Raw genomic sequence first — 25,084 nt, forward strand, 5'->3', positions numbered from 1 at the left:
GCTGAAAGCTGTACTTGCGATAAATGCAGCACAAAAGAGAAAAGAAGGGAAGAACGCGTGTTGAAGCAGATGACGCCCGCCGGCCTGGCGACGGGGGTACTGGCTTTGCTGGCGCAGCTCGGCCAGCCGGCCTTTGCCATCGAACTGAAAGACGATACCGATCCTGCCGCCGTGATGCGCGGCAGCCGGAGCGCGCCGGCGAGCCGCGCTGGAGCGGGCCCGCTGTCCGGCTGGGACCGCATTGCCGCACCGGCCGCGCCCAAGGCGGCGGCGACGACTGCGGCGGCGGCCGACGGCGCCGCAGCGCGCGCGGCCGGGCGCCCCGCCGAGGCTGCCGTGCAGGATGCAGCCGCGGGCGTGATCGGCCCCGGCTTCTCGCTGTGGGAACTGACGCAGGAACTGCGTGCCAACAACCCGCAGCTGATCCAGGCGCGCGCGCTGTACCAGGCCGCCAAGGCCCAGGTGCCGCAGATCGCCGCGCCCAACAACCCGCAGGTCGGCTTCATCTGGAACAACCTGCCCAAGAACAGCCCGCTGGCCTTTGCCCGCGCCGAGCAGTTCAGCTACACGCTGACGCAGTCCTTCCCCTTCCCCGGCAAGAAGGCGCTGGCGGCGGAGATCGCCGACACCCAGGCCGAGTCGCTGGACGCGCAGCGCGACGCGCTGTTCCTCGAGCTCTACGCCCAGCTCAGCACCACCTACTTCCAGTCGCTGTCGCAGAAGGCCCAGCTCGAGGTGCTGCAGCTCAACCTGAAGCGGCTCGAACAGGTCAAGCAGGTGGCGCGCATCCGCTATGCCAACAACGCCGCCGGCTATGTCGACTACCTGAACGCGCAGGTGGCGCAGAGCAGCGCGCAGAACGATGCCTTCACGCTGGAGCGGCAGTACGAGAACGGCCTGAAGTCGATCAACACGCTGATCGGCAAGGCGCCGGCCTTCCCGCTGGAACTGCGCCAGGACAGCAGCGCGACGCGGCTGCCGGCCGCGCCGCTGCCGGAGCTGGAGGAGATGGCGCTGCGCGAGCACCCGGGCGTGCGCGCCTCGCGCTACCTGGTGGAGGCCGCCGAGAAGGGCGTGCGGCTGGCGCGCAAGGCCTACCTGCCGGACTTCCAGGTGATCGGCACCTTCAACGGCAACAATCCGCCGCTGGGCTTCCGGCCGGCCAGCTACGGCATCGAATTCGACATCATCATTCCCCTGTTCTTCTTCACCAAGGAGCGCTACGGAGTGGATGAGGCGGTGGCCAACAAGGTGGCCTCCGACGCCAATGAACAATCCGTGCGCCAGCAGACCCTGCTGGGCGTGAACACCGCGCACAACACCCTGCGCCAGGCCGTCAACCAGATGGAGTTCCTGCGCCGCCGGCAGCTTCCCGAGGCGATGGCCGCCTACAAGATGGCCTTCACCAACTACGCCAACAACAACGCCGCTTTCACCGACCTGCTGACGGCCAGCACCGCCTTGAAGAACGCGGAGCTGGCGGTGGCGCAGGCGGAGGCGGACGCGCGCCAGGCGTACTACACGCTGGCGGCGGCGGTGGGCCGGGAATCTCTTTGATGGAATGCAGGATTAGCGGGATCTGAGCGGATGAACAAGAACCTGATGATGGGCGCCGGCCTGGTGGTGGCGCTGGCATGCGGCGCCGTGGGCGGCAATTTCTGGGCGCAGCGCAATGCCGGACAGGTGCCGGGCGCTGCCGGCAAGCCGACGGCGCTGGCCGACGCGGCGGCCGGACAGGCCGCGCAGCCGCGCGCGCGCGCCATCCCCACCACGCTGGCGCTGCCCGAAGGCGGCTTCGACCCGAAGATCGTGCAGAGCGCGACCTTCAGCGCGCAGCCGGTGCGGGTGGACATGCCGACGCCGGGCCGGCTGGCCTACAACGTGCAGCAGGCCAAGCTGGCCTCGGCGCGGGTGGCGGGCCGGGTGGAACGCATCCTGGTGTACGAGGGCGCCAAGGTGCGCGCCGGCCAGCCGCTGGCCGAGCTGTACTCGCCCGAGTACATCGCGGCGCAGAACGAGTTCCTGCTGTCGCACAATGCCTACCACACCTTGTCGAGCAGCGACCTGAAGGAGCTGCTGGACGATGCGCGCCAGACCATGCAGTCGGCCGAGAACAAGCTGCGCGTGCTGGGCGCGAGCAGCGAGGACATCGCGCGCATCCGCGAGCGCGGCACGGTCAGCGAGACGCTGACGATCCGGGCGCCGATCAGCGGCACCATCGTCAAGCGTGAGATGGACCAGGGTTCCTACCTGAACGTGGGCGACGCGCTGATGAGCGTGATCGACACCAGCTCGGTCTGGTTCACCGGCAACCTGTACGAGCACGATATCCGCAACGTCAAGCTGGGCCAGGCCATCGAGATCGAGACGGCGGCCTACCCGGGGCGGCGCTACACCGGCCGGGTGAGCTTCATCGCGCCGAACGTCGATGCCGACACGCATACGCTGCAGGTGCGCTGCGACGTGCCCAACCCGGACGGGCTGCTCAAGCCGGAGATGTACGCCACCGCGCGCATCGTGACCGGCAGCCGGCAGGCGCTGGTGGTGCCGCAGTCGGCCATCGTCAAGGACCAGGGCAAGCTGGTGCTGCTGACGCAGCCGGACGCGCAGCATGTGCGCCGGCAGGTGGTGCAGGGCATGCCGCACGGCGACGGCATGTTCGCCGTGACCGACGGCGTGCCGCTGGCGCAGCCGCTCAAGGTGTTCACGCAAGGGGGCATGCTGCTCAACGAGATGCTGCTCAAGCAGGAGTCCTGAGATGGCCTTCTCGCCGATTCAAGCCATCATCAAGCGGCGCCTGATGATCGTCTTCCTGGCCGTCGCCCTGCTGGTGGCCGGGGTCCTGAGTTTCCTGCGGCTGCCGCTGCAGGCCTATCCCGGCGTGGCGCCGGTGACGGTGCAGGCCATCACCCAATGGCCGGGCCGCAGCACGGTGGAGGTGGAGCAGCAGATCACCATCCCGGTGGAGAACGCGCTGGCCAGCGTGCCGGACGTGCAGTCCTTCCGCTCGGTGTCGCTGTTCGGGCTGTCGGTGGTGACGGTGAAGTTCAAGGAGGGCGTCGACAGCTTCAAGGCGCGCCAGAACTTCGTCACCTACCTGTCGCAGGCCAACCTGCCGCAGGGCGTGCAGTCGGATCTCTCTCCGGACGGCGACGCCACCGGCGAGATCCTGCGCTACCGCATCGAAGGCAACGGCGTGGACGTCACCACGCTGAAGACGCTGCAGGACTACAGCGTCTACAAGGAGATCAAGCACGTTCCCGGCGTGGCCGACATCACGGCCTTCGGCGGTATGGTCAAGCAGTACCAGATCGTGCCGACGCCGGAGAAGATGCAGGCCTACGGCCTCACGCTCAAGCAGGTCATCGACGCGGTGACCAATGCCAACGCCAACACCGGCGGCGGGCTGATGAAGGCCGGCGAGCAGCAGTTCGTGGTGCGCGGCGTGGGCCTGCTGCAGACGCTGGAGGATATCCGCAACGTCACCGTGGCGGCGACCAACGGCGTGCCGGTGCGGGTGCGCGACATCGCCGAGGTGCGCGAGGGCCATGCGCAGCGCCTGGGCATGGTGCAGTTCGACCAGCATGACGACATCGTGCAGGGCATCGTGCTGATGAAGCGCGGCGAGAATGCCACCGAGGTGCTGGCGCGCGTGCGCGACAAGATCGACGAGATCAACCGCAACGTGCTGCCGCCCGACGTCAAGGTCAAGACCTTCTACGACCGGCAGAACCTGCTCGACCTCACCATGGGCACGGTGGAGCATGCGCTGTTCGTCGGCATCTCGCTGGTGCTGGTGGTGCTGTTCATCTTCCTCGGCAGCTTCCGCGCGGCCGCGGTGGTGGCGGCGGTGATTCCGCTGGCGCTGTGCGTGTCCTTCATCAACATGGATCACTTCAAGGTGCCGGCCAACCTGATCTCGCTGGGCGCCATCGACTTCGGCCTGATCGTGGACGCAGCGGTGATCGTGATGGAAAACATCATGCGCCACCTGGAGGAGGGCAAGGCCAAGCCGCAGGACGCCATCGTCAAGGCCACCGGCGAAGTGCAGCGGGCCATGATCTTCTCCACCGGCATCATCATCGTGGCCTACTCGCCGCTGTTCTTCATGGGCGGGGTGGAGGGCATCATCTTCAAGCCGATGGCCTTCACCATGGGCTTCGCGCTGCTGGCCTCGATCGTGCTGGCGCTGACCTTCGTGCCGGCGGTGACCTCCTTCGTCTTCAGCGGTTCGCTGCGGCCGCATTCGCCGCGTTTCATCGCCTGGATCCTGCGCGGCTACAAGCCGCTGCTGCGCGGCCTGCTCAAGCGCCCCGGCATGGTCTTCCTGGCCGCCGCGCTCGGCCTGGGCGCCACCCTGTACAGCTCGCGCTACCTGGGCACCGAGTTCCTGCCCACGCTGGAAGAGAACAACCTGTGGCTGCGCGTGACGCTGCCGGTGACCACCGACCTCGACTACTCGGCCGGCGTCGCCAAGGAGCTGCGCGCCTATTTCCGCGAGCAGCCCGAAGTCGCCACCGTGGCGGTGCAGATCGGCCGTCCCGATGACGGTACCGATTCGGGCGGTGTCTACAACCAGGAATACGCGCTCTACTTCAAGCCGCGCGACGCCTGGCCCAAGGGCACGACCAAGCAGCAGGTGGTGGAGCGCCTGAGCGCGCGGCTGGACCGCGTGCCGGGCATCGAGTACAACTTCTCGCAGTACATCCAGGACAACGTCAACGAGGCGCTGTCCGGGGTCAAGGGCGAGAACTCGGTCAAGATCTTCGGCTCCGACCTGCTTGCCCTGCAGGACAAGGCCAAGGAGGTGGAGGCGGTGCTGAAGAAGGTGCCGGGCCTGGCCGATGTGGGCATCTTCAAGGAACTGGGCCAGCCCACGCTGAACATCTCGGTGGACCGCGAGAAGATGGCGCGCTTCGGCCTCAGCGTCGACGACCTGCAGACCGTGGTGCAGTACGCCATCGGCGGCGACCCGGTCACGCAGATCCTCGACGGCGAGAAGACCTTCGGCCTGACCGTGCGCCTGAACGACAGCGCGCGCAGCAGCCCGGACGTGATCAACCGCCTGCTGGTGGACACGCCCGACGGGCAGCGCATCCCGCTGTCGATGGTGGCCAAGGTGGAGGCCACCGACGGTCCCTTCTTCATCTACCGCGAATCCGGCAAGCGCTATATCGCCATCAAGTTCAGCGTGCGCGAGCGCGATCTCGGCAGCGCGGTGGCCGAAGCGCAGGCCGAGGTCAAGCGCGCCGTGGCGCTGCCGGCCGGCTACACCATCTTCTGGGACGGCCAGTTCAACCAGATGAAGATCGCCCAGGGCAAGCTGGCGGTGATCGTGCCGGTGACCATCCTGGTGATCTTCCTGCTGCTGTACAGCACCTTCGGCAACTTCAAGGACGCGCTGATGGTGGTGCTGAACGTGCCGTTCGCGGCCATCGGCGGCCTGCTGTCGCTGCATATCGCCGGCGAGACGCTGAGCATCTCCGCGGGCATCGGCTTCCTGTCGCTGTTCGGCATCGCCATCCAGGACGGGGTGATCCTGATCTCCTACATCAACCGCCTGTCGCAGTCCGGCGCGGACGACCTGCATGAAGCGGTGGTGGAGGGTGCCTCGCTGCGGCTGCGCCCGGTGGTGATGACGGCCATGCTGGCCGGCCTGGGCCTGCTGCCGGCGGCGCTGTCGCACGGCATCGGTTCGGAGGCGCAGCGGCCGCTGGCGCTGGTGATCGTGGGCGGCATGGTGACCACCACGCTGCTGACGCTGCTGGTGCTGCCGGTGGTGTTCGCCTGGGTCAACCGCCGCCGCAATGGTGGTGGCAACGGTGGGGGCAACGGTGGGGGCAACGGCGGCAACAACGGCAATCATGGTGGCGACTATGCTGGCGCCGAGCCTGGCGCGCTGGCGGGGGCCGCGAGCGCCTGATGGCGGCGGTGCCGGAGGCTTGCCGGCACCTGCCGGCACTTGCGCAGCCGCTCCGCCGGGGCCACCATCGGCTTGACGATCTTGCCCGCGCGCCCCACCCGGCGCGCGGGCCCGCAGGGAGAAGGAAGATGAACGGAACCAAGACGACGCCGGGACGCCTGGCCGTGGCCATGATGGCCTGCTGTCTCGCGTTGGCCCCGGCGCTGGCGGGGGCCTCGGCCAGGTCCGCCGGCGGCGGTGCGCAGAAGCCGGCCAAGCCGGCCAAATCGGATAACCGGAACTCCGTGCTGCCGGGCAATGCGCGCCGCTGAGCGTAGCGGAGCACGCGGCGGAGCACGCAGCAAAGAGCGCGGCACGGGCAGGACGGCGGCGGATGACGGCGCCACGGCGCTGATGCACTGGCGCCCCAGCGTCGCCGACGAGGCGGCCGACCAGGCGCTGGCCGGCTTTCTCGAGGCGGCCTGGCGCCGCCTGCGCTCGGACAGCCGGCAGCCGCCGTCCTGCCCGCGCTGCGGCACGCAGGACGCGAGCCCGTGCGGCCACGACAGCTCGGGCTTGCCGCAGTTCCTGTGCCACGCCTGCCGGCGCCGCTTCAACCGGCTGACCGGCACGCCGATGGCGCGGCTGCGTCCGCAGGACAAGCTGCGCGCCTTCTTCGGCATCGCCTCGCACCACTGGTCGGTCGCCGACGCTGCTCGCCAGCTCGGCGTGAGCAGCGAGACCGTGCTGCACTGGTCGCTGCAGACGCGGCTCTGGCTGCTGGAACTCGACCCCTCCGGCACCTGGGAGCGGCGCGTGCAACTGGGCGTGCACTACCGCTTTGTGCCGGCCACGGTCCCGGCCGTGGCCGGCTGCCGCTGCGAGCCGCCGGCCGCGGAGACTGCCGGCGCCTTGCAGGACGGGGGGCTGCAGCGCATCTGTCCCCTGTGCGAACAGGCGAAGCATGCCTGAGTTGTCTTGCGCCTGACACCTGGCGCGCCAGGTCTGCCTGGCGCACGCGGCGGCGTTGCGTGCCGCCTGTCCCTCGCCTAGATTGGTTGCATCCGGGCCACGTCCCCGGCCTTCGGCGTGGACGTGCCTGCGGCCCGGCATCCCGCGCGCCGGCATCTGCCGCGCGGCAGACGGGGACGGGAGGAGACCATGGCGCGCCAATCGAAGTGGTGGAACCTCCTGGCCGGCCAGCCGCTCGATCCGCTCGCCCCGGGCACGCGGCACGCGATCGCCGTGGTGCCGCTGCTGGCGTGGGTGGGACTCGGTGCCGACGGCCTGTCCTCTTCCTGCTACGGTCCCGAGGAAGCCTTCCTGGCGCTGGGCGCGCATACGCCGCTGGCGCTGTTCCTGGCGGTGGCCACCGCCACCACGGTCTTCATCATCGCCGTCGGCTACAACCAGGTCATCGAACTGTTCCCCAGCGGCGGGGGTGGTTACCGGGTCTCGACCGCGCTGCTGGGGCCGGTGCCCGGCCTGGTCTCGGGCGCGGCCCTGCTGGTCGACTACGTGCTGACGGTCAGCACCTCGCTGGCCAGCGGCGTCGACGCCTTCTTCAGCCTGCTGCCGGTCGGGGCGCAGGGTTTCAAGCTGGCCACCGAGCTGCTGATCGTGGTGCTGATGACCGGCCTGAACTTCCGCGGCATGAAGGAATCGATCCTGGTCCTGATGCCGATCTTCCTCGCCTTCGTCGTGCTGCACCTGGGCCTGATCGTCTACGGCGTCGCCGCGCACGGGCAGCGCCTGGCCGCCGTGGTGCCGGATGCGGTGGGCGAGGCCTCGCACCTGTCGCAGACCATGGGCACCATGGTGGTGGCGGCGTTGCTGATGCGCGCCTTCTCGCTCGGGGGCGGCACCTATACCGGCCTGGAAGCGGTCTCGAACAATGTCAACATGCTGGCCGAGCCGCGCGTGGCCAACGGCAAATGGACCATGTTCTACATGGCCAGCTCGCTGGCCTTCACCGCCGGCGGCATCATCCTGCTGTACATGCTGTGGCATGCCGCGCCGCAGGAAGGGCAGACCCTCAACGCGGTGGTCTTCCGCAGCGTGATCGGCAATCTCGGGCTGGGCTCGGATGCGCTCGCGCACGGCCTGCTGGCGCTGGTGCTGGCTTCGGAGGCGGGGCTGCTGCTGGTGGGCGCGCAGACCGGCTTCCTCGACGGGCCCGCGGTGCTTTCCAATATGGCGGGCGATTACTGGGTGCCGCGCCATTTCCGCGACCTGTCCGCGCGCCTGGTGCGCCAGAACGGCGTAGTGGTGATGGGCGTCGCCAGCCTGCTGATCCTGCTGTGGACGCGCGGCGAGGTGTCGGTGCTGGTGGTGCTCTACAGCATCAACGTCTTCCTGACCTTCAGCATGTCGCTGTTCGGCCTGTGCGTGTACTGGTGGCGCCATCGCACGCAGCCGCGCTGGCTGGTGCGCTTCGCGCTGTCGCTGCTGGGCTTTTCGGTGACCGCCTCGGTGCTGGTCATCACGCTGGTGGAGAAGTTCGGCGCCGGCGGCTGGCTGACGGTGCTGGTGACCGGGCTGGTGATCGCGCTGTGCCTGGGCGTGAAGCGCCACTACACCACCACCCGCGCCGAGCTGGCGCGCGCCGATGCGCTCTTCGCCGGCAGCGCGCCGCTGGTCGATGCCGAGCGCGTGCGGCCGCTGGACCCGGCCGCGCCGACCGCGGTGCTGCTGGTGGGCAAGCACCGGGGCGCCAGCATGCATGCGCTGCTATGGGTGCAGCGCCTGTTCCCCGGGCACTTCAAGAACGTGGTCTTCCTGGCCGTGGGCGAGGTCGACGCGCAGAGCTATGAAGGCCAGGAGACGCTGCAGCGGCTGCAGCAGGCCGTGGGAGAATCGCTGCGCTACTACGTGGCCTGCAGCCAGCGCCACGGGCTCGCGGCGGAAGCGCGCGCGGCCTACGGGACCAATCCGGTGCGCGAGTTCATCGGCCTGGTCGACGCCGTGACCGCCCAGTACCCCAACAGCGTCTGCTTCGCCAGCAAGCTGATCTTCCGCCGCGTGAACTTCCTCACCGCCTGGCTGCACAACCAGACCCCGGTGGAACTGCAGGAGCGGCTGCACCTGCAGGGCAAGCAGATGGTGCTGCTGCCGATGAACGTGCAGTGAGAGGGGCGATGGCGCGCGGCACGGCGGGCGGGGCGCGCAGCCGCCCGGCCTACCTGACCAGTGTCACCGGCACGCGCGACAGGCGCAGCAGCCGGTTGGAGAGGTGGCCGGCGAAGAGGGCGCCCATCGGCGAGCGCGCGGCGGTGCCCATCACGATGGCGTCGCAATCGTTGGCGGCGGCGGTGTCGGCGATGGTGCGGGCGATGTCGCCCACCTTGACCTGGGCGACATAGGGGGTGCCGGCGTCTTCCAGGATGCGGCGGGCCTCCTGCAGGGCGGCCTCGCCATCGCGCGCCTCGAGCCGGCGCAGGGCGTCGAGGCGGTGGAAGGCCGCGGCGCGGCCCGCTTCCAGCGGCTCCTGCACATTCAGCAGGACGATATCGGACACGCACTTGTCCCGGTACATGAAGGCCGCGTGCCGCACGGCGTCCAGGGCATGCTTCGAGCCGTTGACCGGTACCAGTACCTTGAGCATGGCTTTCTCTCCCGTTTGCCTGCGCTTGTCTTGCCTCTTGCCTCTAGCCTCTTGAGGGGGGCGGGGGCTGGCGTGCCGTCCCGCCACACCTCTATCTAATCCCCGGCGGTGCAAAGATTGTGTAAAGAGTGGCGGGCGCGGCCTTGCGGTCGGGGCCATGCGGTACCGGACGGGGACGGCTGCCGGCGGCACCGGGGGTGGACCGCCACGGGCCGGTCGGGCTGGCCTGGTGCTCAGCGCTCAGCGCCCTGCCAGGCCGCCGCCGCCGTCGACGCCGAGCACCTGCCCGGTGATGAAGCCGGCATCGGCAGACAGCAGGAAGCACACCGCCGCCGCTACTTCATCCGGCTGGCCCATGCGGCCCATCGGGATGCCGGCCAGCACCCGCCGTTCCGCCTCGCTGCCGACCGGGCGCGAGCGGCGGAACAGTTCCGTCTCGACCGGTCCGGGCGAGACGGCGTTGACGGTGATGCCGTGCGGCGCCAGTTCCAGCGCCCAGGTGCGGGTGCAGCCGACCAGCGCGCTCTTGGCGGCCGAGTAGGCGGTGCGGTCGCGCGCGCCGAGGATGGCGCGGCTGCAGATGTTGACGATGCGGCCATGGCCGCGCTGGCGCATCGCCTCGACGAAGGCCTGCGTGACCTGCACCGCGACGCGCACATTGAGGTCGAACACCGTCTGCAGCGCGGACAGGTCGATGCCGCCGAGCGGCTGCGGCGCCACCAGGCCGACGTTGTTGACCAGTCCCACGATGTCGAAGCGGGCGCTTACCTGTGCCAGCACCGCGTCGGTCTCGTCGACGCGCGACAAGTCGCAGGGCAGCAGCGTGCCCGGGAAATCCGCCTCCGCCGCGCCGCGCGCCAGCCCGACCACATGCCGGCCGCTTGCCGCCAGCCGTTGCGCGATCGCCAGGCCGATGCCCTTCGAGGCGCCTGTCACCAGTACCGCTTCCTGCTTCATGCCGTGTTCTCCTCCGTGTCGGGCCCGCCGGCGGCGGGCAGTGTGGGTCACCGCGCATGCTACCGCTGTCGTCCGCTCCCTGCTGCCGACGCGGCGAACAGATGCCGGATGCGGCGCGCCAGGGTCTTGGAATTGCGCAATGCATCACACGACATGCCATTGTCTGAAGCGGGTTCTCAGAGTTTTTCTATAATCAATGTTGCGGTGCCGCATATCACTGCCGGCGGCCGCCGTGCGGCACGAGGGACGCGGGGCCGGCAAGGAGACAGCAGATGCCACCATGCGAGCGATGCCATGAACAGGCGGGCCGGCCAGGGCACTTCCCGCCGCACCGCGACCTCGTGCCCGGCCCGGTGCTGCGCGACGAGGCGGGCCAGAAGGTCTACACCTACCGCTGCCGCCGCTGCGGCCAGGCCATGCTGCTGCAGGCGCCCGCGGCCGACCTGCCGGACCGCTGGAGCTTCGGCGGGCGGACCTGCAGGTTCTAGTTGGAATGGCTTGCGCAACGGATCGAAGACTCCGGGCGCCAGGACTCCGGGCACCGCTTCCGCAACGGGTATCGGGCCCGAGCGCATGCGCGGACAGGCCATCGCACGCCGCCGCCGGGCGGCGCAGGATTTACAATCGCGCTTTTACCCGGCGCGGATCCTCCGGCCCGGGCGACCTGACTGAGCAGACAGACCTGATATGAGCCACATCGGAACCCCCCTCTCTCCCTGCGCGACCAAAGTGATGCTGCTCGGCTCGGGCGAACTCGGCAAGGAAGTGCTGATCGCCCTGCAGCGCCTCGGCGTCGAGACCATCGCGGTCGACCGCTATGCCGACGCGCCGGGGCAGCAGGTGGCCCACCATGCGCGCACCATCGCCATGAGCGACGCCGACCAGCTCAAGGCGCTGATCGAGGCGGAGAAGCCCGACCTGGTGGTGCCGGAGATCGAGGCCATCGCCACGCCCGCGCTGGAAGCGCTGGAAGCGGCCGGCGTGGCGCGGGTGGTGCCGACCGCGCGCGCCGCGCGCCTGACCATGGACCGCGAGGGCATCCGCCGCCTCGCCGCCGAGACCCTGGGCCTGCCCACCAGCCCCTACCGCTTCTGCGATTCGCTGGAAGAGCTGCAGGCCGCCATCGACGGCGGCATCGGCTATCCCTGCGTGGTCAAGCCGGTGATGAGCAGCTCGGGCAAGGGCCAGAGCAAGATCGACGGCCCCGACGGCGTGCGCGCCGCCTGGGACTACGCCATGGCCGGCGGTCGCGTCAGCCACGGCCGCATCATTGTCGAAGGCTTCATCGACTTCGACTACGAGATCACGCTGCTGACGGTGCGCGCGCGCGGCGCCGGCGGCGAGGTCGAGACGCAGTTCTGCGAGCCGATCGGCCACGTACAGGTCAGCGGCGACTACGTCGAGAGCTGGCAGCCCCACCCGATGCATCCGGCGGCGCTGCAGAAGGCGCAGCAGATCGCCGCCGCCGTGACCGCTGACCTGGGCGGGCAGGGCATCTTCGGCGTGGAGCTGTTCGTCAAGGGTGAGCAGGTCTGGTTCAGCGAGGTCAGCCCGCGTCCGCACGACACCGGCATGGTGACCATGATCACGCAGTGGCAGAACGAGTTCGAGCTGCACGCGCGCGCCATCCTCGGCCTGCCGGTCAGCACCGCGCTCAAGAGCCCGGGCGCCAGCGCGGTGATCTACGGTGGCGTGGACGCCAAGGCCGTGGTCTTCGAGGGCGTCGACGAAGCGCTGCGCGTGCCGCAGACCGACCTGCGCCTGTTCGGCAAGCCGGAGAGCTTCGTCAAGCGGCGCATGGGTGTGGCCCTGGCGCACGCCGCCGACGTCGACACCGCCCGCGAGCGCGCCAAGGAGGCGGCCGCCAAGGTCAAGGTGCGCGCGGCCGGCTGATGCAGCGCCGCATCACGAGGTCCTGACGAGGGGCGGGGCGCCGCGCCCGCGTCTGCAGGCTTGGTGCAGTTGAGGCATCATGCAGTGCTTTGCTGCATTGCCACAAGGATGCCGCCGGGGCACGCGCCTGCTGTCTGCGACGCCCTCCCGTGCCGGACCGCCATGACCTCGCCCAGCCCCTCCTCCTGCCGCACCAGCCAGGCCAACCAGGCCAGCCAGACCTGCCAGAGCGCCTTGTCTTCCACCCCAGCCGCCGCTGGTGCGCACGCGGGTCCGGTCGGCGGCGCCGCCTGGATGACACCGCTGCTGGCCGCCGCCTGCGGCCTGGTGGTCGCCAATCTCTACTACGCCCAGCCCCTGATCGGGCCGATCGGCCAGGCGCTCGGCCTGACGCCGCAGGCGGCCGGCCTGATCGTCACGCTGATCCAGCTCGGCTACGGCCTGGGCCTGCTGCTGATCGTGCCGCTGGGCGACATCGTCGAGAACCGCCTGCTGATCGTGTCGCTGCTGGGCGCCAGCGCGCTGGCCCTGGCGCTGGCCGCCGTCGCCATCCATACCGCGCCTTTCCTGGTGGCCGCCGGCGCCATCGGCCTGTGCTCGGTGGCGGCGCAGGTACTGGTGCCCTTCGCCGCCCACCTGGCGCCGGCAGCCTCGCGCGGCCGCGTGGTCGGCAACGTGATGAGCGGGCTGATGCTGGGCATCATGCTGGCGCGCCCGGTCGCCAGCCTGGTGGCCGATCGCTGGGGCTGGCACGCCATCTTCGCCGCCTCGGCGTTCGGCATGGCCGTGCTGGCGGTGGTGCTGCGGCGCCTGCTGCCGCGCCGCCAGCCGTCGCCGACGGTGCGCTACGGCGACCTGCTGCGCTCGATGGCGACCCTGCTGGCCACGCAGCCCGTGCTGCGCCGGCGCGCCGCCTACCAGGCCTGCATGTTCGGTGCCTTCAGCCTGTTCTGGACCACGGTGCCGCTGTGGCTGGCCAGCCCGGCCTTCGGCCTGTCGCAGCGCGGCATCGCGCTGTTCGCGCTGGCCGGGGTGGCGGGCGCCATCGCCGCGCCGATCGGCGGCCGCCTGGCCGACCGCGGGCGCAGCCGGCAGATGACCGCGCTGGCCATGGTGCTGGCCGCCGGCGCCTTTGCCTGCGGCGATATCGGCCCGAGCGGCCCGAGCGGCCCGCTGCTGGCGCTGGGTGTGCTGACGGCGGCGGCCATCGTGCTCGACTTCGGCGTGGCCGCCAACCTGGTGGTCGGCCAGCGCGCCATCTTCGCGCTCAGCGCCGAGCACCGCAGCCGCCTCAACGGCCTCTTCATGGCTCTGTTCTTCGTCGGCGGCGCGGCCGGCTCGGCGCTCGGTGCCTGGGCCTACGCCACCGGCGGCTGGACCCTGGCGAGCCGCTTCGGGCTGGCGCTGCCGCTGCTGGCGCTGGCGTATTTCGCCACCGAGCGGCGCGCGGCGCGGTAGGCGAACAGCCGCCGCCAGTGCGGGCGCGCCGCGGCAACCCCGGACAAAGAAAAGGGCCGGCGCAATGCCGGCCCTGTCGCTTGCGGCCGCCCGCCGCGGGGGCCGCGGGGGCGGTAGCGGCGCGCGCATGACGCGCGCCGGAATGCGGCTTCGCTGTGCCTCAGCGCACCGTGCCGACCACGCGCACGTACTTGTAGATATCGTCCGCGGTGCTGGAGCGGATCTCCAGGTTGCGCTGGTCGCCGGCCTGGTTGAAGGCGGCGAAGCCGGCGCCGATGCAGCTTTCGCCCGCGGACGAGCCCACCATGTCCGGCTTCAGCGTGATGGTCTTCACATTGCGCGGCAGGTAGTTTGCCTGCGCATACATGCGCTGCGGCAGCGGCGAAGCGGGTGTGACACCGAAGGCGGAGGCCTGGTCGACCGGCTCGTCGGTGACATCGTTGCTCCAGGCCACGTCGACGGTGGGCTGGAAGCCGGTCTTGTCGCTGCCGGCGGTGACGAAGCCCAGGCTCGCCGCGGCGATGCCGTTCCACGACAGCTGCGCCAGGCGCGCGGGCGGTACCACGCCGCTGCCCGCCATGGTGGTGAAGACCACGTCAGGCGCGGCCGCCAGCGCACCGTCGTAGTAGCCGCCGCCGATGGGGCGGTTCCAGACCTCGAAGCGGTAGCGCCCGAATTCCGGCAGCGCGGCGAACTGCGCGTCGCTGAGCGGTGTGGCCGGGTAGGACGCGCTGGTAGCCAGGCGGCTCCAGTCGAGCGTGTCGCCGGCACGCAGCGGGCTGGCCGCCAGCACCACGTGGGTGGTGTTCTGGGCGGTGGTCTGGATGGTCTTGTTCGGCGAGATCGGATCGTCTGCCGCATAGGTGAGGCTGCCGCGGGTGTTCTGCACCGACAGGTAGCCATTGGTGCCGCACACGCGCGAGCGCGCCAGCACCACGCCGGCGGCCGGCAGGCCGGGGCCGCTCACGCGCACGACCTGGGCCTGGGCGCCGGGGCCCCGGTTCGGGTTGAAGAACACGCGCAGGCCGGTCTCGTAGCGGGAGACCACGCCGGCGGCCGGGTTCAGCTCGGTGACGCGGGTGATGCGCGGCGCCACCGAGGCATCGTAGTCGTGCTGGTTGCCGGTCAGCTCCCATTTGGCCGGGGCACCGGCGGCGGCGCGGTTGGTGGCCAGGCGCGTCAGGTGGCCGGTGCTTTTCTCGCTGTCGTTGCGCACATAGGGCAGGCGCAGCAGGGCGGTCGGCTGGCTGGCGGCATTGGTCGCGTGGAAGACGATCTGCGGGGTGCCGAAACGGGCGCCGGTCATGTCGTCGCGGGAGAACAGGCCGCTGAGGTCGTCCGACAGGTTGTAGCTGCTGTTCTTGTAGTCGGCAGCGAAGGCCGCCTGGCAGCTGCCGAGCACGGTGCTGCCGCTCCGGCGGGTCTCGGGCTTGCCGGCGAAGCAGGCTTGCAGCGCGGCGCGGATGGCTTCGAAGTCGGCGGCCGTGGTTTTCACGGTCGGCTTGGGCAGGGCGGCGGCAGGCTTGCCGAGGGCATCCTGGGTCAGCGTGAGCTGGGTCTGGGAACTGTCGGTGCCCATCGGCACGCCGACGCTGACCAGGCGGGCGCCGTTGCCGGTCAGCGAGACCTTGACCAAGTCGAGGACTGCGTCCGCGCCTTCGCCCTGGCGCGTCAGCGGCGTAGCGATCGGGTCGAAGCGGGCCGGATCCAGGCCGGTCTCCGTGGCTACGTTCTGCAGCGCCTGGCGCAGCAATGCGATGGCGCTCTGCACCTGCTCGCTGCCGGCCTTGCTGCGGAGCACGCCCGGCTGGGTCAAGGCGAGCGGGTCGCCGCCGGTCAGCAGGGCGGCAATGGCGGTGGTGAGCGGTGTCGTGTTGACGATGGCGGTGGTGTTGGACGGCCTGGCCGCCAGCACGGAGACATGGGTGACGCCGCTGCTGCTCTTGGCGATGACCGCGAACGGCGCCTTGAAGTCGCCGAGGTCGAAGCGGTAGCCGCCATTGGCATCGGCGGTCTGGGTGCCGACCAGCTTGCCGTCGGCGTCAAAGACCGTCACCGTGGCCCCGGCCATGAAGGCGCCGGTGGCAGCCGTGCCTTGCAGCGAGGCCTGGGTCGGCTGGTTGGGTGCCGGGCTGCTGCTCCCGCCACTGCTGCCGCTTCCGCTGCTGCTGTTGCTGTTGCTGTTGCCGCTGCTGCTGCTGCTGCTGCTGCTGCTGCTGCTGCCATCACCACCACCGCAGGCCACCAATGCCGCGACCGCAGCCGCCAGCGCGGGCCAAAGCAGGCCCTTGCCGGCCAGCGGCCGGTTCTCCCTGTTTGCTTTCATCGAGATCCCTTCGTTCTTGTTGTGTTCAGGCTCGGATAGCCTGCGCCAGATCGGCGCAACCCCGTCCTTTGTGTTGTACGGCAGACATGGAGTGACGCACCAGCGCCGCCGCGAGCACATCTTAGCGACGCGCATCCGGCGGCCGGCCCCTACCGAAGAAGGGAGGGGGGCGAAACAGGGGCCGGGCGTTGGTTTGTAATTTTTTGTCCACGCCGTCAACGCCATATATTTCATTGCGTTACAGTCAATTACAGAAGTGCCGCGCCAGTTACAAAAATCCCGGTGCTGAACGGGGGTGTGGCGGCGCGGCGACAGGCGGCCCGGGAGGAGGCCGCCGGATCTGAGGTGTCGCATCAAGGCGGCAGGCGAACAGACCGGAAACCGGCACCGCCCGCCGTGGCAACAGGGGAGCGTTCAATCGTGCAAGAACCTTTGTCGAGCCTGTCATGGCTCGCCAGCGGGCCGCACGCCAGGGGACTGGCGTCCTGGGCTGGCCCGCTTTTGTATTGTCGGTACCTGGGGACCGTGGCCAATGTCTCGGCGGCCTGCCATCCGGTCGGCGTGCGCCGCTGGTGGCTCAAGCGGCTCAAGCTGATCGGGCGTGCCGCCTTCCGCGCCATGGCGGTGCTGTCCTGGCTGCGCGCGGCGGCATCCTGCGCCCTGCTGCGGCGCGTGGCGTCGGCGCGGCCGGTGCTGCTGGAGCGGCCGTTCCGCCCGCTGGCCCGCTTCGGGCTCGGCTTCGACGAGCGCGCGCGCGTGCTGCTGGAGCACTACCGCCTGATGCACGACAAGCTGCCGGCGGCCGTCAGCGAGCGCATCTACCTCGACGGCGGCCTGCGCTGGGCGCTGCCCGACGTGCCCTACGCGCTGCGCCTGGCCGACTCCGGCCCCAATCCGAAGGAGGGCGAGCTGGCCTTCTACTGGATGGACCTCGCGCGCGGGACCTGCCTGGCACAGCTCAGCTTCTACCTGGCGCAGGGCCAGCACGGCATCGAGCTGTTCGTCGGCGGCCTGCAGGGGCCGGCCGGCCCCGACAGCCGCGACGCGATCCGCGAGGCGACGCGCGCCTGCGACGGGCTGCGTCCCAAGGATGCCGTGATGGAGGCGCTGCTGGCGCTGGGCGCCGCGCTCGGCGCCGAGCGCGTGGTGGCGGTGTCGCGCCGCAACCATGTCGGCCGCCAGCGCCGCACGCCGCGCGCCATCCAGGCCGACTACGAGAGCTTCTGGACCGAGGCCGGCGGGCAGGGACTGCCCTGCGGCAATGTCTCGGTGCCGGTGGCGCAGCCGCGCCGTGATCTGGCCACCGTGCCGTCGAAGAAGCGTGCCGCCTACCGGCGCAAGCAGGCGCGCGGCGAAGCGATCGAGGCGGCGGTGCGCGCCTGGCTCGCGGTGCCGGCCGGCGTGGCGGCGGACGTCCCCGCCACCGGCGCGTCGACCGCGCCCGCGTTGGCCTTTGCCTAGTTTTTCACCTGGTTCTCTGCCTGGTCCTGGGCCTCGGCCTGCGCCGACCGCCCGGGCCGGCGCTCAGATCTCCGCGCGCAGCCCGATGAAGAAGCGCCGCCCCGGCGCCGGCTCGAAGTAGCGCCCATTGCTCTCGTTGACGATGACCGAGCCGATGTAGCGGCGGTCGGCCAGGTTGTCGAGGCGCCCGTAGGCGTACCAGCGCGTGCCGGCGGCGCGGAAGGCATAGCCGGCACGCAGGTTGAAGGTGGCGTAGGCGGGCGCGGCCTGGGTGTTGAGGTCGTCGGCGAAGACGCGGCTTTCCACGCGTACGCCGGCGCCCAGCACCAGCCCCGGCAGCGCCTCGACGCTGGCCTCGGCGGCCAGGCTCTGGCGCGCCGTGCCCGGCAGCCGGTTGCCGGCCGCCACCAGCAGGCCCTGGGCGTTGCGGAAGGCCTGGCCGAAGAAGGCGTCCAGCCAGGTATAGCTGAGCGCCGCGCCGAAGCGGTCGGCGGGGCCGAAGCGCCCGCTCCAGCCCAGTTCCAGCCCGCGCCGCCGCACTCCGTCGACGTTCTGGTAGGTGGTGCGGCCGTTGTCGCTGGAGAGCGGCACGATCTCGTTATGGCTGTCGGCGTCGAACACCGTCGCTTCGAGCCGCTGGGTGCCGCGCTGCCACTTGAGGCCGAGCTCGCCCTGGCGGCTGGTGGATGGCTGCAGCCCCAGGTTGGCGCCGCTGCCGCCGGGGCCGTAGGCGACCTCGGTGAGCGTCGGCGTTTCCAGCCCGCGGCCGAGGTTGGCGTAGAGGTTGAGCGAGTCGAGCGCGTGCCACACCACGCCCAGCACGGGATTGACCCGGCGGTAGGTGGCGCTGCCGCTGTCGTCGGGGCTGGCGGCGGTGATGTAGTGGTCGTCGATGGAGAGCCGGACCTGGCTGGCGCGCAGGCCGCCGACCAGGCGCCAGGACGGGTGCACGGTCCAGTCGAACTGGGCGTAGGCGCCCAGGCTGCTGGCACGGTCGGTCTCGTCGCGCCGCAGCGCACCCTGCGTGCCGTTCTGGTTCACGTAGCCGGTGCGTGCGTCGCGCATGCCGTCGGCCTCCAGGCCGGCGCTCCATTGCAGCGGCAGCCCGGCCAGCCGCGTCTCGTGCTGCCAGGACAGTGCGCCGCCGCCGTAGCTGCGGCCGATGTCGACGATGCCGCCGGCCGAGCTAGGCGCGGCGCCGCTCATGCCGAGGTACTGGGTGAGCTGGCGGGTGCCGCCGTAGAGCCGGAAGGACAGGCTGTCCTGCGCGCCCAGCCGGTGCTCGACCACCACGCCGCCCTGATTCTGCTCGATCTGCTTGCGCGTGTTGAACTGGTCGGCCAGGGCGATGGCCTGGCGCGGGTTGGCGTCGGCCTGGGCGCGCGTGAGCCCCAGCGGATCCTGCGCCAGCGGCTGGCTGAACACATTGAGCAGGGCCGTCACGCGCGTGCCGGCGGCCGGCTCGGCCACCACCTTGGCGTTGAGCTGGCGGCGGCGCGCCGCGCTGTGCCCGCGGTAGCCGTCGGTGGTGAAGGTCCAGGCATCGACGCTGGCGCCGAGCGCGCCGGTGCCGCCGGCGGCGCTGACGCCGGCCATCCACTGGCCGTCCGATCCCATGCCGGTGGTGGCGCGCGCCGTCGCGCTGTCCTTGGGCGGATCGGGCGAGAAGACCTGCACCACGCCGCCGGAGGCATTGCCGTACAGCGCGGCGAAGGGGCCGCGCAGCACCTCGATGCGGCTGGCGTTGGCCAGGTCGGCGGTGGCCGCCTGGCCCTGTCCGTCCGGCATGGTGGCGGGGATGCCGTCGACCAGCAGGCGCACGCCGCGCACGCCGAAGGTGGAGCGGCTGCCGAAGCCGCGCACGGCGAGCTGCAGGTCCTGCGCGTAGTTCTGCCGCTCGCGCGCGCTGAGGCCCGGCACGCCGCCGAGCACCTCGGAGAGGTTGACCAGCGGCGTGGGCGAGGCGAGCGGGTCGAGCGTCACCGCGTCGATGGCGGCCGGCGCGTCGAAGCGCTTCTGCTCGGCGCGGCTGGCGCTGACCACCACGTCCGACAGGGTGGCCTCGTCGGCCCAGGCCGCGGCCGGGGCCGCGGCGAAGGGCATGGCGGCCGGCGTGGCGAGCAGCGCGCCGGCCAGCCAGCGGCGACGCCGGCCGGCGCGTACCGCCTTCCTCACGGCTTGGGTCGCACGGCGTCGGCCGTCGCCTGGATGAAGGCCTTGATCTTCTCCACGTCATCCATGCTCAGCTTGCCGGTGAAGTCCGGCATGCCGCGCGACATCGCCGGCCCCTTGAAGATGAACTTGTCCAGGTTCTGGATGTAGGCCGTGTGCATGTAGCCGAGGTTGGGAATGTTGCCGCCGCGGTCGACGCCGGGCACGCCGTGGCACAGCACGCAGTTGCTGACGTACAGCATGGTGCCCGCCTGCACGTTGGCCGGGTCGTACTTCACGCCCGACAGCAGCGCGCCCTGCTGGTAGGCGACGAAGGCCGGCAGCGGCGCCTTGCCGCCCACGGCGAAGGTGTAGACCGTGCCCGGGCCCTTGCGCTCGGTGGCGCGCTGCGCCTCGCCGTAGACGCCGCCCCAGCCCACCGCGATCGACACGTACTGCTTGCCGTCGACCAGGTAGGTCACCGGCGCGGCGATCACGCCGGTGCCGGTGGGCGTCTCCCACAGCTTCTCGCCGCTGGTGGCGTCGTAGGCGAGGAAGCGCCCGTCGGCGGTGCCCTGGAACACCAGGTTGCCGGCCGTGGTCAGCGTGCCGCCGTTCCACGGCGAGACGTAGTCCTGCGTCCAGGCGGCCTTCTGGCGCACCGGGTCCCAGGCGATCAGGCGGCCGAAGGGCTGGCTCTTGGGCGGCTCGGCATTGAGGAACTTGGCCGTGTTCCAGCCCAGGTTGCCGTGCGGCTGGCCGGGCTGGCTGCCGTTGAAGGTCCAGTTCTTGTCGTCGATCAGGTTGATGGGCACGTGCTGGGCCGGCAGGTAGACCAGCCCGGTCTGCGGGTTGAACGACATCGGGTGCCAGTTGTGCGCGCCGTAGGGCCCGGGGATGGCATCGTAGGGCTTGGCGCCGTCGCGCGCGGCCGGCAGCTCGATCGGGCGCCCGTCCTTGTCGTAGCCGCTGGCCCAGTTGACGTCGACGAAGTTCCTGGCCGAGATGAACTTGCCGTTGGTGCGGTCGATGACGAAGAAGAAGCCGTTCTTGGGCGCGTGCAGGATGACCTTGCGCGGCTGGCCGTCGAGCTGCAGGTCGGCCAGGATCATCGGCTGGGTCGAGGTGTAGTCCCAGTTGTCGCCCGGGGTCTCCTGGTAGTGCCACACGTACTTGCCGGTGTCGGGGTCGAGCGCGACCACGGAGGCCAGGTAGAGGTTGTCGCCGCCGGCCGGGCTGCGCCGGCTGCGCGACCACGGCGAGCCGTTGCCGGTGCCGATGTAGAGCAGGTTCAGTTCGGGATCGAAGGCCATGGTGTCCCACACCGTGCCGCCGCCGCCGGCTTCCCACCACTTGCCGGCCGGGTCCCAGGTCTTGGCGGCGCGTTCCAGCGCCTCGTCCTCGAACGGCTTGGCGGGGTCGCCCGGCACCGTGAACCAGCGCCACTTCTGCTCGCCGGTGTCGGCGTCGTAGGCCGTCACGTAGCCGCGCACGCCGTACTCGGCGCCGCCGTTGCCGATGATGACCTTGCCCTTGACCACGCGCGGCGCGCCGGTGATGGTGTAGGAGTGCTTGTGGTCGATGATGGTGTCCTTCTCCCACAGCTTGCGGCCGGTGGCCGCGTCCAGCGCGACCAGGCGGCCGTCGTAGGCGCCTACGTAGACCTTGCCTTGGTAGATCGCCACGCCGCGGTTGACCACGTCGCAGCAGCCGCGGTAGCCGATCGAGCGGTCCACCTTGGGATCGAAGCTCCACAGGCGGCGGCCGGTGCGTGTGTCGATGGCGTGCACCACGCTCCAGGAGGCGGTGACATACATGATGCCGTCCACCACCAGCGGGGTGGCTTCGACCCCGCGTGTCGACTCCAGGTTGTAGGACCACACCAGGCCGAGCTGCTTCACATTGCCGCTGTCGATCTGCTTGAGCTTGCTGAAGCGGCTTTCCGCGTAGTCGAGGCCGTAGCTGGGCCAGTCGCCGGTCTTGGCCGCATTGGCCTGGATGAAGGCGCCGTCGACGGCGCCGGTGGCGGCGCGGATGCGCGCGGCCTTGTCGTGGGTCTTGCCCTGGGCCTTGCCCGGCGCCTTGTCCTGGGCCGTGGCGGCCGGGGCCGCGGCGATGGCCAGGGCGAGCGGGGCGACGATGGCGGCCACGCGGGCGAGGCGCCGCGCGGCGGGCTGCGATGCTGGGGTCATGATGTCTCCTGGGGTTCGGTCTTTGTTCTTCTTGCCGTGCTTTTTGCTGTGCTTGTTGCCGTGCTGCTTCTTGCTGCCGTTCCCGTTGTGGACACGGCGCTTGCCGCCGCCATGGCTGCAGCGGCTGCGGATCGACTGCTCAGGACTGCTCAGGACTGCTCAGGACTGCTCAGGACTGCTCAGGCTGCGGGGCACTGCACCGCGGTCCTCCCGGTGCCGCGGGTTTGCCGCGCTCCCGCGAGGGGAGCGCCGGGGAAAGCTGCCGGCCGCCGCGCAGCCGGCGACCGGCCGGAGATCGGCCGGTCAATCGTCAATAGGCCATGCAGACCGACTTGAGCTCGGTGTAGGCATCGATGGCCGAGCGGCCGTGCTCGCGGCCCACGCCCGAGGCCTTGTAGCCGCCGAACGGCAGGTTGGGGTCGACCACGTTGTGCGTGTTGACCCACACCGTGCCGGCGTGCAGCCCGTCCACCAGGCGCTGCACCGCGCGCAGGTTGTTGCTCCAGATGCTGGCGCCGAGGCCGTATTCGCTGCGGTTGGCCTCGGCCAGCACTGCCTCGGGATCGTCGAAGGGCATGGCCACCACGACCGGGCCGAACACTTCCTCGCGCACCAGCGTCAGGTCCTTGCATGCGCTGTTGGCCACCACCGTGGGGCGCACGAAATAGCCTTCGCGCTCCAGCGCGGTACCGCCGGCGACGATCTCCGCGCCTTCGGCGCGGCCGCCGCCGATCAGGCCCATCACCTTGTCGCGGTGGCGCGACGACACCAGCGGGCCCATCTGGCTGGCGGGGTCGAAGCCCGAGCCCAGCACGGTGGCGTCGGCCACCCGGCCCAGGCCCTCGACCACCTGCTCGTAGTGCTTGCGCGCCACATACAGGCGCGAGCCGGCCGTGCAGACCTGGCCCTGGTTGAAGAAGATGGCGCCGGCCGCGCCCTGGATGGCCATGGCCGGATCGCAGTCGTCGAGCACGATCACCGGGCTCTTGCCGCCCAGCTCCAGCGCCACGCGGCGGATGTCCTGGCCGCAGCGCGCGCCGATCAGGCGGCCGACCTCGGTCGAGCCGGTGAAGGTGATCTTGTCCACGCCGGGGTGGGCCACCAGCGCCGCGCCGGGCACGCCGTCGCCGGTCACCACATTGAGCACGCCCGGCGGGAAGCCGGCTTCCAGCGCCAGTTCGCCCAGGCGCAGCGCGGTCAGCGGCGTCTCCTCGGCGGGCTTGAGCACCACCGTGCAGCCGCAGGCCAGCGCCGGCGCGATCTTCCACACCGCCATCAGCAGCGGGAAGTTCCACGGCACGATGGCGCCCACCACGCCGACCGGCGCGCGCCGCGTCATCGCGCTGTAGCGGGTGCCCGGCGGGAACGGCACCGAGACCTCCAGCGTGCTGCCCTCGATCTTGGTGGCCCAGCCCGCCATATAGCGCAGCCATTGCACCGCGCCGGGCACTTCCATGCCCTGCGAATGGGCCAGCAGCTTGCCGTTGTTCAGCGTCTCCAGGCGCGCGAGTTCCTCGCCGTGCTGCTCCACCAGGTCGGCCAGCTTGAGCAGCAGGCGCTCGCGCTGGGCCGGCAGCGTGTCGCGCCAGGCCGCGCCCTCGAAGGCGCGCCGCGCCGCGGCGACGGCGGCATCGATGTCGGCCTGGGCGCCCGCCGGCACGCGCGCGATCTCGCTGCCGCTGGCGGGGTCGAACACGGCGAAGGTCTCGCCGCTGGCTGCCTGGCACCAGGCGCCGTCGATCAGCATGGCATTGCGGATGGCCCGCTCCAGGCCCTGGTGTCCCTGCATCGGTGCGTTCATCTCTGTCTCCTGTCGTTCTCGGCATGTGCCTGTTCGGGAACGGCAAAAGTAGCACCCGCTCGCGGCGCTGGCTTGCCTGCCGGTGCACACCGCTTGCCGCTGCGTGCAACGATGCCCGCGCGCCGTGCGTGCCACCTCAGGCGCGCGTGGCGGCGTGGCGCTGGCGCCATTGCGACGGGCTCATGCCGAAGCGCTCGTGGAACACGCGGCTGAAGTGGGCCGCGTCGGCAAAGCCGAGCGCGAAGGCGACTTCGGTGATGCTGCGCTGCACCCCGCCGTCCTGCGCGAGCCGCAGCGCGGCCTGCCGCAGCCGGCGCGACTGGATATAGGCGTGCGGGGTCTGGCCGATCTCGCGGAACAGGTTGTAGAGCGTGCGGCGGGAGATATTGAGCGCGGCCGCGAGGTGCTGGGCCGACAGCTCGGGCTCGTGCAGGCGCGCGTCCACCAGTTCGTGGATGCGCTGCAGGCGCGCTTCGTCGGCGCGCGAGGGCGCCAGCGCGGGCTGGCCGCCGCCGCCGCCGCTGCCGCCGCTGCGCAGGGCCGTCTCCATCAGTGCCACCACCGAGTCCTGCAGCACCCGCTGCGCGTGGGCGTCGAGCGGATGGCCGGTGCTGCTGTCGTGCAGCAGCGCGCCCAGCGCCGACATGGCGATGCGCGCTGCGCCCTCGCCGCGCTGCGCCTGGCCGCCCATCGCCGTGGCGGCGTCGCGCCAGCCGTAGGCCTGGTCCTGCGGCACCAGCAGCACCATCGCGCGGGCGCCGTCGTCCAGTTCGATGCTGTAGGGCTGGGCAGTGTCGTAGAGGGTCCACATGCCGGGATCGAGCGCGGCCTGGTGCTCGCGCTGCGCCACCCGGCTGCGCCCGTGCAGTTGCCAGAAGACCTTGAAGAAGCCGGCATCGGAGTCCTCGGCATGCCGGCGCAGGCGCGCCACGCGGTGCGCGCTGACCTGCATGTCCGCCACCGCGCAGGCGCCGAAGCGGGCGTAGCTGACCTCGCAGTGGAAGCGGCCGTGCGACTCGCGCGCATAGTCCAGCGGCAGGAAGCGGGTGTCGATGATCTCGCGCCACTGGTCGAAGCTCGACACGGTCAGGCGCGTGGCATGCGGCGACGGCATCGGGTCAAGGGGCTGCATCGCGTCTCCAGTAGCCGGCGGCGGTGCGGGAGGGCCGCGCGGGTGCCAGGGGGAGGCCCAGCCTAATGCATGCCCCGGGTTCGGACAATGGGAACAAGTGCGGAGCCCGCCGCCGCGCCGGCGGGCCGGTCCTGCGGTTAACCCTAGTGGTCTAGGTATGTAGACCTTAATAGAGTGAGGGGTCATCCGGAGTTGCCGGGCTGCGGT

Annotated in this window: 17 protein-coding genes; 10 read left to right on the forward strand and 7 right to left on the reverse strand. The window is 70.7% G+C overall.

Annotated elements, in window-relative coordinates; genetic code table 11:
* Window positions 1-57: 57 nt before the first annotated feature.
* The 6 genes from BKK80_RS22895 (at window position 58) to BKK80_RS22920 (ending at window position 9,031) form a co-directional block, all read left to right on the forward strand.
* Complete coding sequence (locus BKK80_RS22895; RefSeq protein WP_236903924.1) at window positions 58-1,557, forward strand: TolC family protein; 1,500 nt, start codon at window positions 58-60, stop codon at window positions 1,555-1,557.
* Between the two features lie 30 nt (window positions 1,558-1,587).
* Window positions 1,588-2,757, forward strand: a complete 1,170-nt coding sequence (locus BKK80_RS22900) for an efflux RND transporter periplasmic adaptor subunit (RefSeq protein ID WP_071071432.1) — start codon at window positions 1,588-1,590, stop codon at window positions 2,755-2,757.
* Between the two features lies 1 nt (window position 2,758).
* On the forward strand, window positions 2,759-5,923 hold the full coding sequence (locus tag BKK80_RS22905) for an efflux RND transporter permease subunit (protein ID WP_084545713.1): 3,165 nt from the start codon (window positions 2,759-2,761) through the stop codon (window positions 5,921-5,923).
* Window positions 5,924-6,051: 128 nt separating this feature from the next.
* The gene (locus BKK80_RS22910; protein WP_071016802.1) at window positions 6,052-6,234 is read left to right on the forward strand and encodes a hypothetical protein; all 183 of its coding nucleotides are present in this window, start codon (window positions 6,052-6,054) and stop codon (window positions 6,232-6,234) included.
* A gap of 82 nt (window positions 6,235-6,316) precedes the next feature.
* Window positions 6,317-6,874: a DUF746 domain-containing protein gene (locus tag BKK80_RS22915; RefSeq protein WP_157903320.1), complete on the forward strand. Its 558-nt coding sequence runs from the start codon at window positions 6,317-6,319 to the stop codon at window positions 6,872-6,874.
* Between the two features lie 189 nt (window positions 6,875-7,063).
* On the forward strand, window positions 7,064-9,031 hold the full coding sequence (locus BKK80_RS22920; protein ID WP_071016798.1) for an APC family permease: 1,968 nt from the start codon (window positions 7,064-7,066) through the stop codon (window positions 9,029-9,031).
* A 49-nt stretch (window positions 9,032-9,080) separates the two neighbouring features.
* On the opposite strand, the gene BKK80_RS22925 is transcribed toward BKK80_RS22920, so the two are convergent.
* A complete protein-coding gene (locus tag BKK80_RS22925) occupies window positions 9,081-9,506 on the reverse strand; it encodes a universal stress protein (RefSeq protein ID WP_071016796.1) in 426 nt (141 codons plus the stop codon).
* 240 nt (window positions 9,507-9,746) lie between these two features.
* The gene (locus BKK80_RS22930; protein ID WP_071016794.1) at window positions 9,747-10,463 is read right to left on the reverse strand and encodes an SDR family oxidoreductase; all 717 of its coding nucleotides are present in this window, start codon (window positions 10,461-10,463) and stop codon (window positions 9,747-9,749) included.
* 272 nt (window positions 10,464-10,735) lie between these two features.
* Here BKK80_RS22930 and BKK80_RS22935 point away from each other — a divergent pair, with 272 nt between their 5' ends.
* The 3 genes from BKK80_RS22935 (at window position 10,736) to BKK80_RS22945 (ending at window position 13,814) form a co-directional block, all read left to right on the forward strand.
* A complete protein-coding gene (locus BKK80_RS22935; RefSeq protein ID WP_071071434.1) occupies window positions 10,736-10,951 on the forward strand; it encodes a hypothetical protein in 216 nt (71 codons plus the stop codon).
* Window positions 10,952-11,150: 199 nt separating this feature from the next.
* On the forward strand, window positions 11,151-12,356 hold the full coding sequence (gene purT, locus BKK80_RS22940; protein ID WP_071071436.1) for a formate-dependent phosphoribosylglycinamide formyltransferase: 1,206 nt from the start codon (window positions 11,151-11,153) through the stop codon (window positions 12,354-12,356).
* 294 nt (window positions 12,357-12,650) lie between these two features.
* Window positions 12,651-13,814, forward strand: a complete 1,164-nt coding sequence (locus tag BKK80_RS22945; protein WP_071071438.1) for an MFS transporter — start codon at window positions 12,651-12,653, stop codon at window positions 13,812-13,814.
* A 160-nt stretch (window positions 13,815-13,974) separates the two neighbouring features.
* On the opposite strand, the gene BKK80_RS37230 is transcribed toward BKK80_RS22945, so the two are convergent.
* The gene (locus BKK80_RS37230; protein WP_071071440.1) at window positions 13,975-16,140 is read right to left on the reverse strand and encodes an Ig-like domain-containing protein; all 2,166 of its coding nucleotides are present in this window, start codon (window positions 16,138-16,140) and stop codon (window positions 13,975-13,977) included.
* A gap of 525 nt (window positions 16,141-16,665) precedes the next feature.
* On the opposite strand from BKK80_RS37230, the gene BKK80_RS22955 reads away from it, so the two are divergent.
* Window positions 16,666-17,601: a DUF535 family protein gene (locus tag BKK80_RS22955; protein ID WP_071016783.1), complete on the forward strand. Its 936-nt coding sequence runs from the start codon at window positions 16,666-16,668 to the stop codon at window positions 17,599-17,601.
* A gap of 63 nt (window positions 17,602-17,664) precedes the next feature.
* Here the strand turns inward: BKK80_RS22955 and BKK80_RS22960 are convergent, their stop codons facing one another.
* The 4 genes from BKK80_RS22960 to BKK80_RS35790 all read right to left on the reverse strand — a co-directional run bounded on the left by BKK80_RS22960 (window position 17,665) and on the right by BKK80_RS35790 (window position 24,877).
* Entirely contained in the window at window positions 17,665-19,776 is a 2,112-nt protein-coding gene (locus BKK80_RS22960) for a TonB-dependent receptor family protein (protein WP_071071442.1), read from the reverse strand.
* Window positions 19,773-21,944: a PQQ-dependent dehydrogenase, methanol/ethanol family gene (locus tag BKK80_RS22965; RefSeq protein ID WP_071039468.1), complete on the reverse strand. Its 2,172-nt coding sequence runs from the start codon at window positions 21,942-21,944 to the stop codon at window positions 19,773-19,775. Before BKK80_RS22965 ends, BKK80_RS22960 begins: the two co-directional genes overlap by 4 nt.
* A 310-nt stretch (window positions 21,945-22,254) precedes the next feature.
* A complete protein-coding gene (gene styD, locus BKK80_RS22970; RefSeq protein WP_071071444.1) occupies window positions 22,255-23,745 on the reverse strand; it encodes a phenylacetaldehyde dehydrogenase StyD in 1,491 nt (496 codons plus the stop codon).
* A gap of 136 nt (window positions 23,746-23,881) precedes the next feature.
* Window positions 23,882-24,877 (reverse strand): helix-turn-helix domain-containing protein, encoded by a 996-nt coding sequence (locus BKK80_RS35790; protein WP_162287355.1) that lies wholly within the window; start codon window positions 24,875-24,877, stop codon window positions 23,882-23,884.
* Between the last annotated feature and the right edge of the window lie 207 nt (window positions 24,878-25,084).

Origin of the sequence: Cupriavidus malaysiensis (assembly GCF_001854325.1) — a bacterium.
Lineage (GTDB): Bacteria > Pseudomonadota > Gammaproteobacteria > Burkholderiales > Burkholderiaceae > Cupriavidus > Cupriavidus malaysiensis.

What these genes read in the sequence shown, in the direction of transcription:
- BKK80_RS22900 (WP_071071432.1), top strand. Translation starts at nt 1,588, where the DNA reads ATGAACAAGAACCTGATGATGGGCGCCGGCCTGGTGGTGGCGCTGGCA.
- BKK80_RS22905 (WP_084545713.1), top strand. Translation starts at nt 2,759, where the DNA reads ATGGCCTTCTCGCCGATTCAAGCCATCATCAAGCGGCGCCTGATGATC.
- BKK80_RS22910 (WP_071016802.1), top strand. Translation starts at nt 6,052, where the DNA reads ATGAACGGAACCAAGACGACGCCGGGACGCCTGGCCGTGGCCATGATG.
- BKK80_RS22915 (WP_157903320.1), top strand. Translation starts at nt 6,317, where the DNA reads ATGCACTGGCGCCCCAGCGTCGCCGACGAGGCGGCCGACCAGGCGCTG.
- BKK80_RS22920 (WP_071016798.1), top strand. Translation starts at nt 7,064, where the DNA reads ATGGCGCGCCAATCGAAGTGGTGGAACCTCCTGGCCGGCCAGCCGCTC.
- BKK80_RS22925 (WP_071016796.1), bottom strand. Translation starts at nt 9,506, where the DNA reads ATGCTCAAGGTACTGGTACCGGTCAACGGCTCGAAGCATGCCCTGGAC.
- BKK80_RS22930 (WP_071016794.1), bottom strand. Translation starts at nt 10,463, where the DNA reads ATGAAGCAGGAAGCGGTACTGGTGACAGGCGCCTCGAAGGGCATCGGC.
- BKK80_RS22935 (WP_071071434.1), top strand. Translation starts at nt 10,736, where the DNA reads ATGCCACCATGCGAGCGATGCCATGAACAGGCGGGCCGGCCAGGGCAC.
- purT (WP_071071436.1), top strand. Translation starts at nt 11,151, where the DNA reads ATGAGCCACATCGGAACCCCCCTCTCTCCCTGCGCGACCAAAGTGATG.
- BKK80_RS22945 (WP_071071438.1), top strand. Translation starts at nt 12,651, where the DNA reads ATGACACCGCTGCTGGCCGCCGCCTGCGGCCTGGTGGTCGCCAATCTC.
- BKK80_RS37230 (WP_071071440.1), bottom strand. Translation starts at nt 16,140, where the DNA reads ATGAAAGCAAACAGGGAGAACCGGCCGCTGGCCGGCAAGGGCCTGCTT.
- BKK80_RS22965 (WP_071039468.1), bottom strand. Translation starts at nt 21,944, where the DNA reads ATGACCCCAGCATCGCAGCCCGCCGCGCGGCGCCTCGCCCGCGTGGCC.
- styD (WP_071071444.1), bottom strand. Translation starts at nt 23,745, where the DNA reads ATGAACGCACCGATGCAGGGACACCAGGGCCTGGAGCGGGCCATCCGC.
- BKK80_RS35790 (WP_162287355.1), bottom strand. Translation starts at nt 24,877, where the DNA reads ATGCAGCCCCTTGACCCGATGCCGTCGCCGCATGCCACGCGCCTGACC.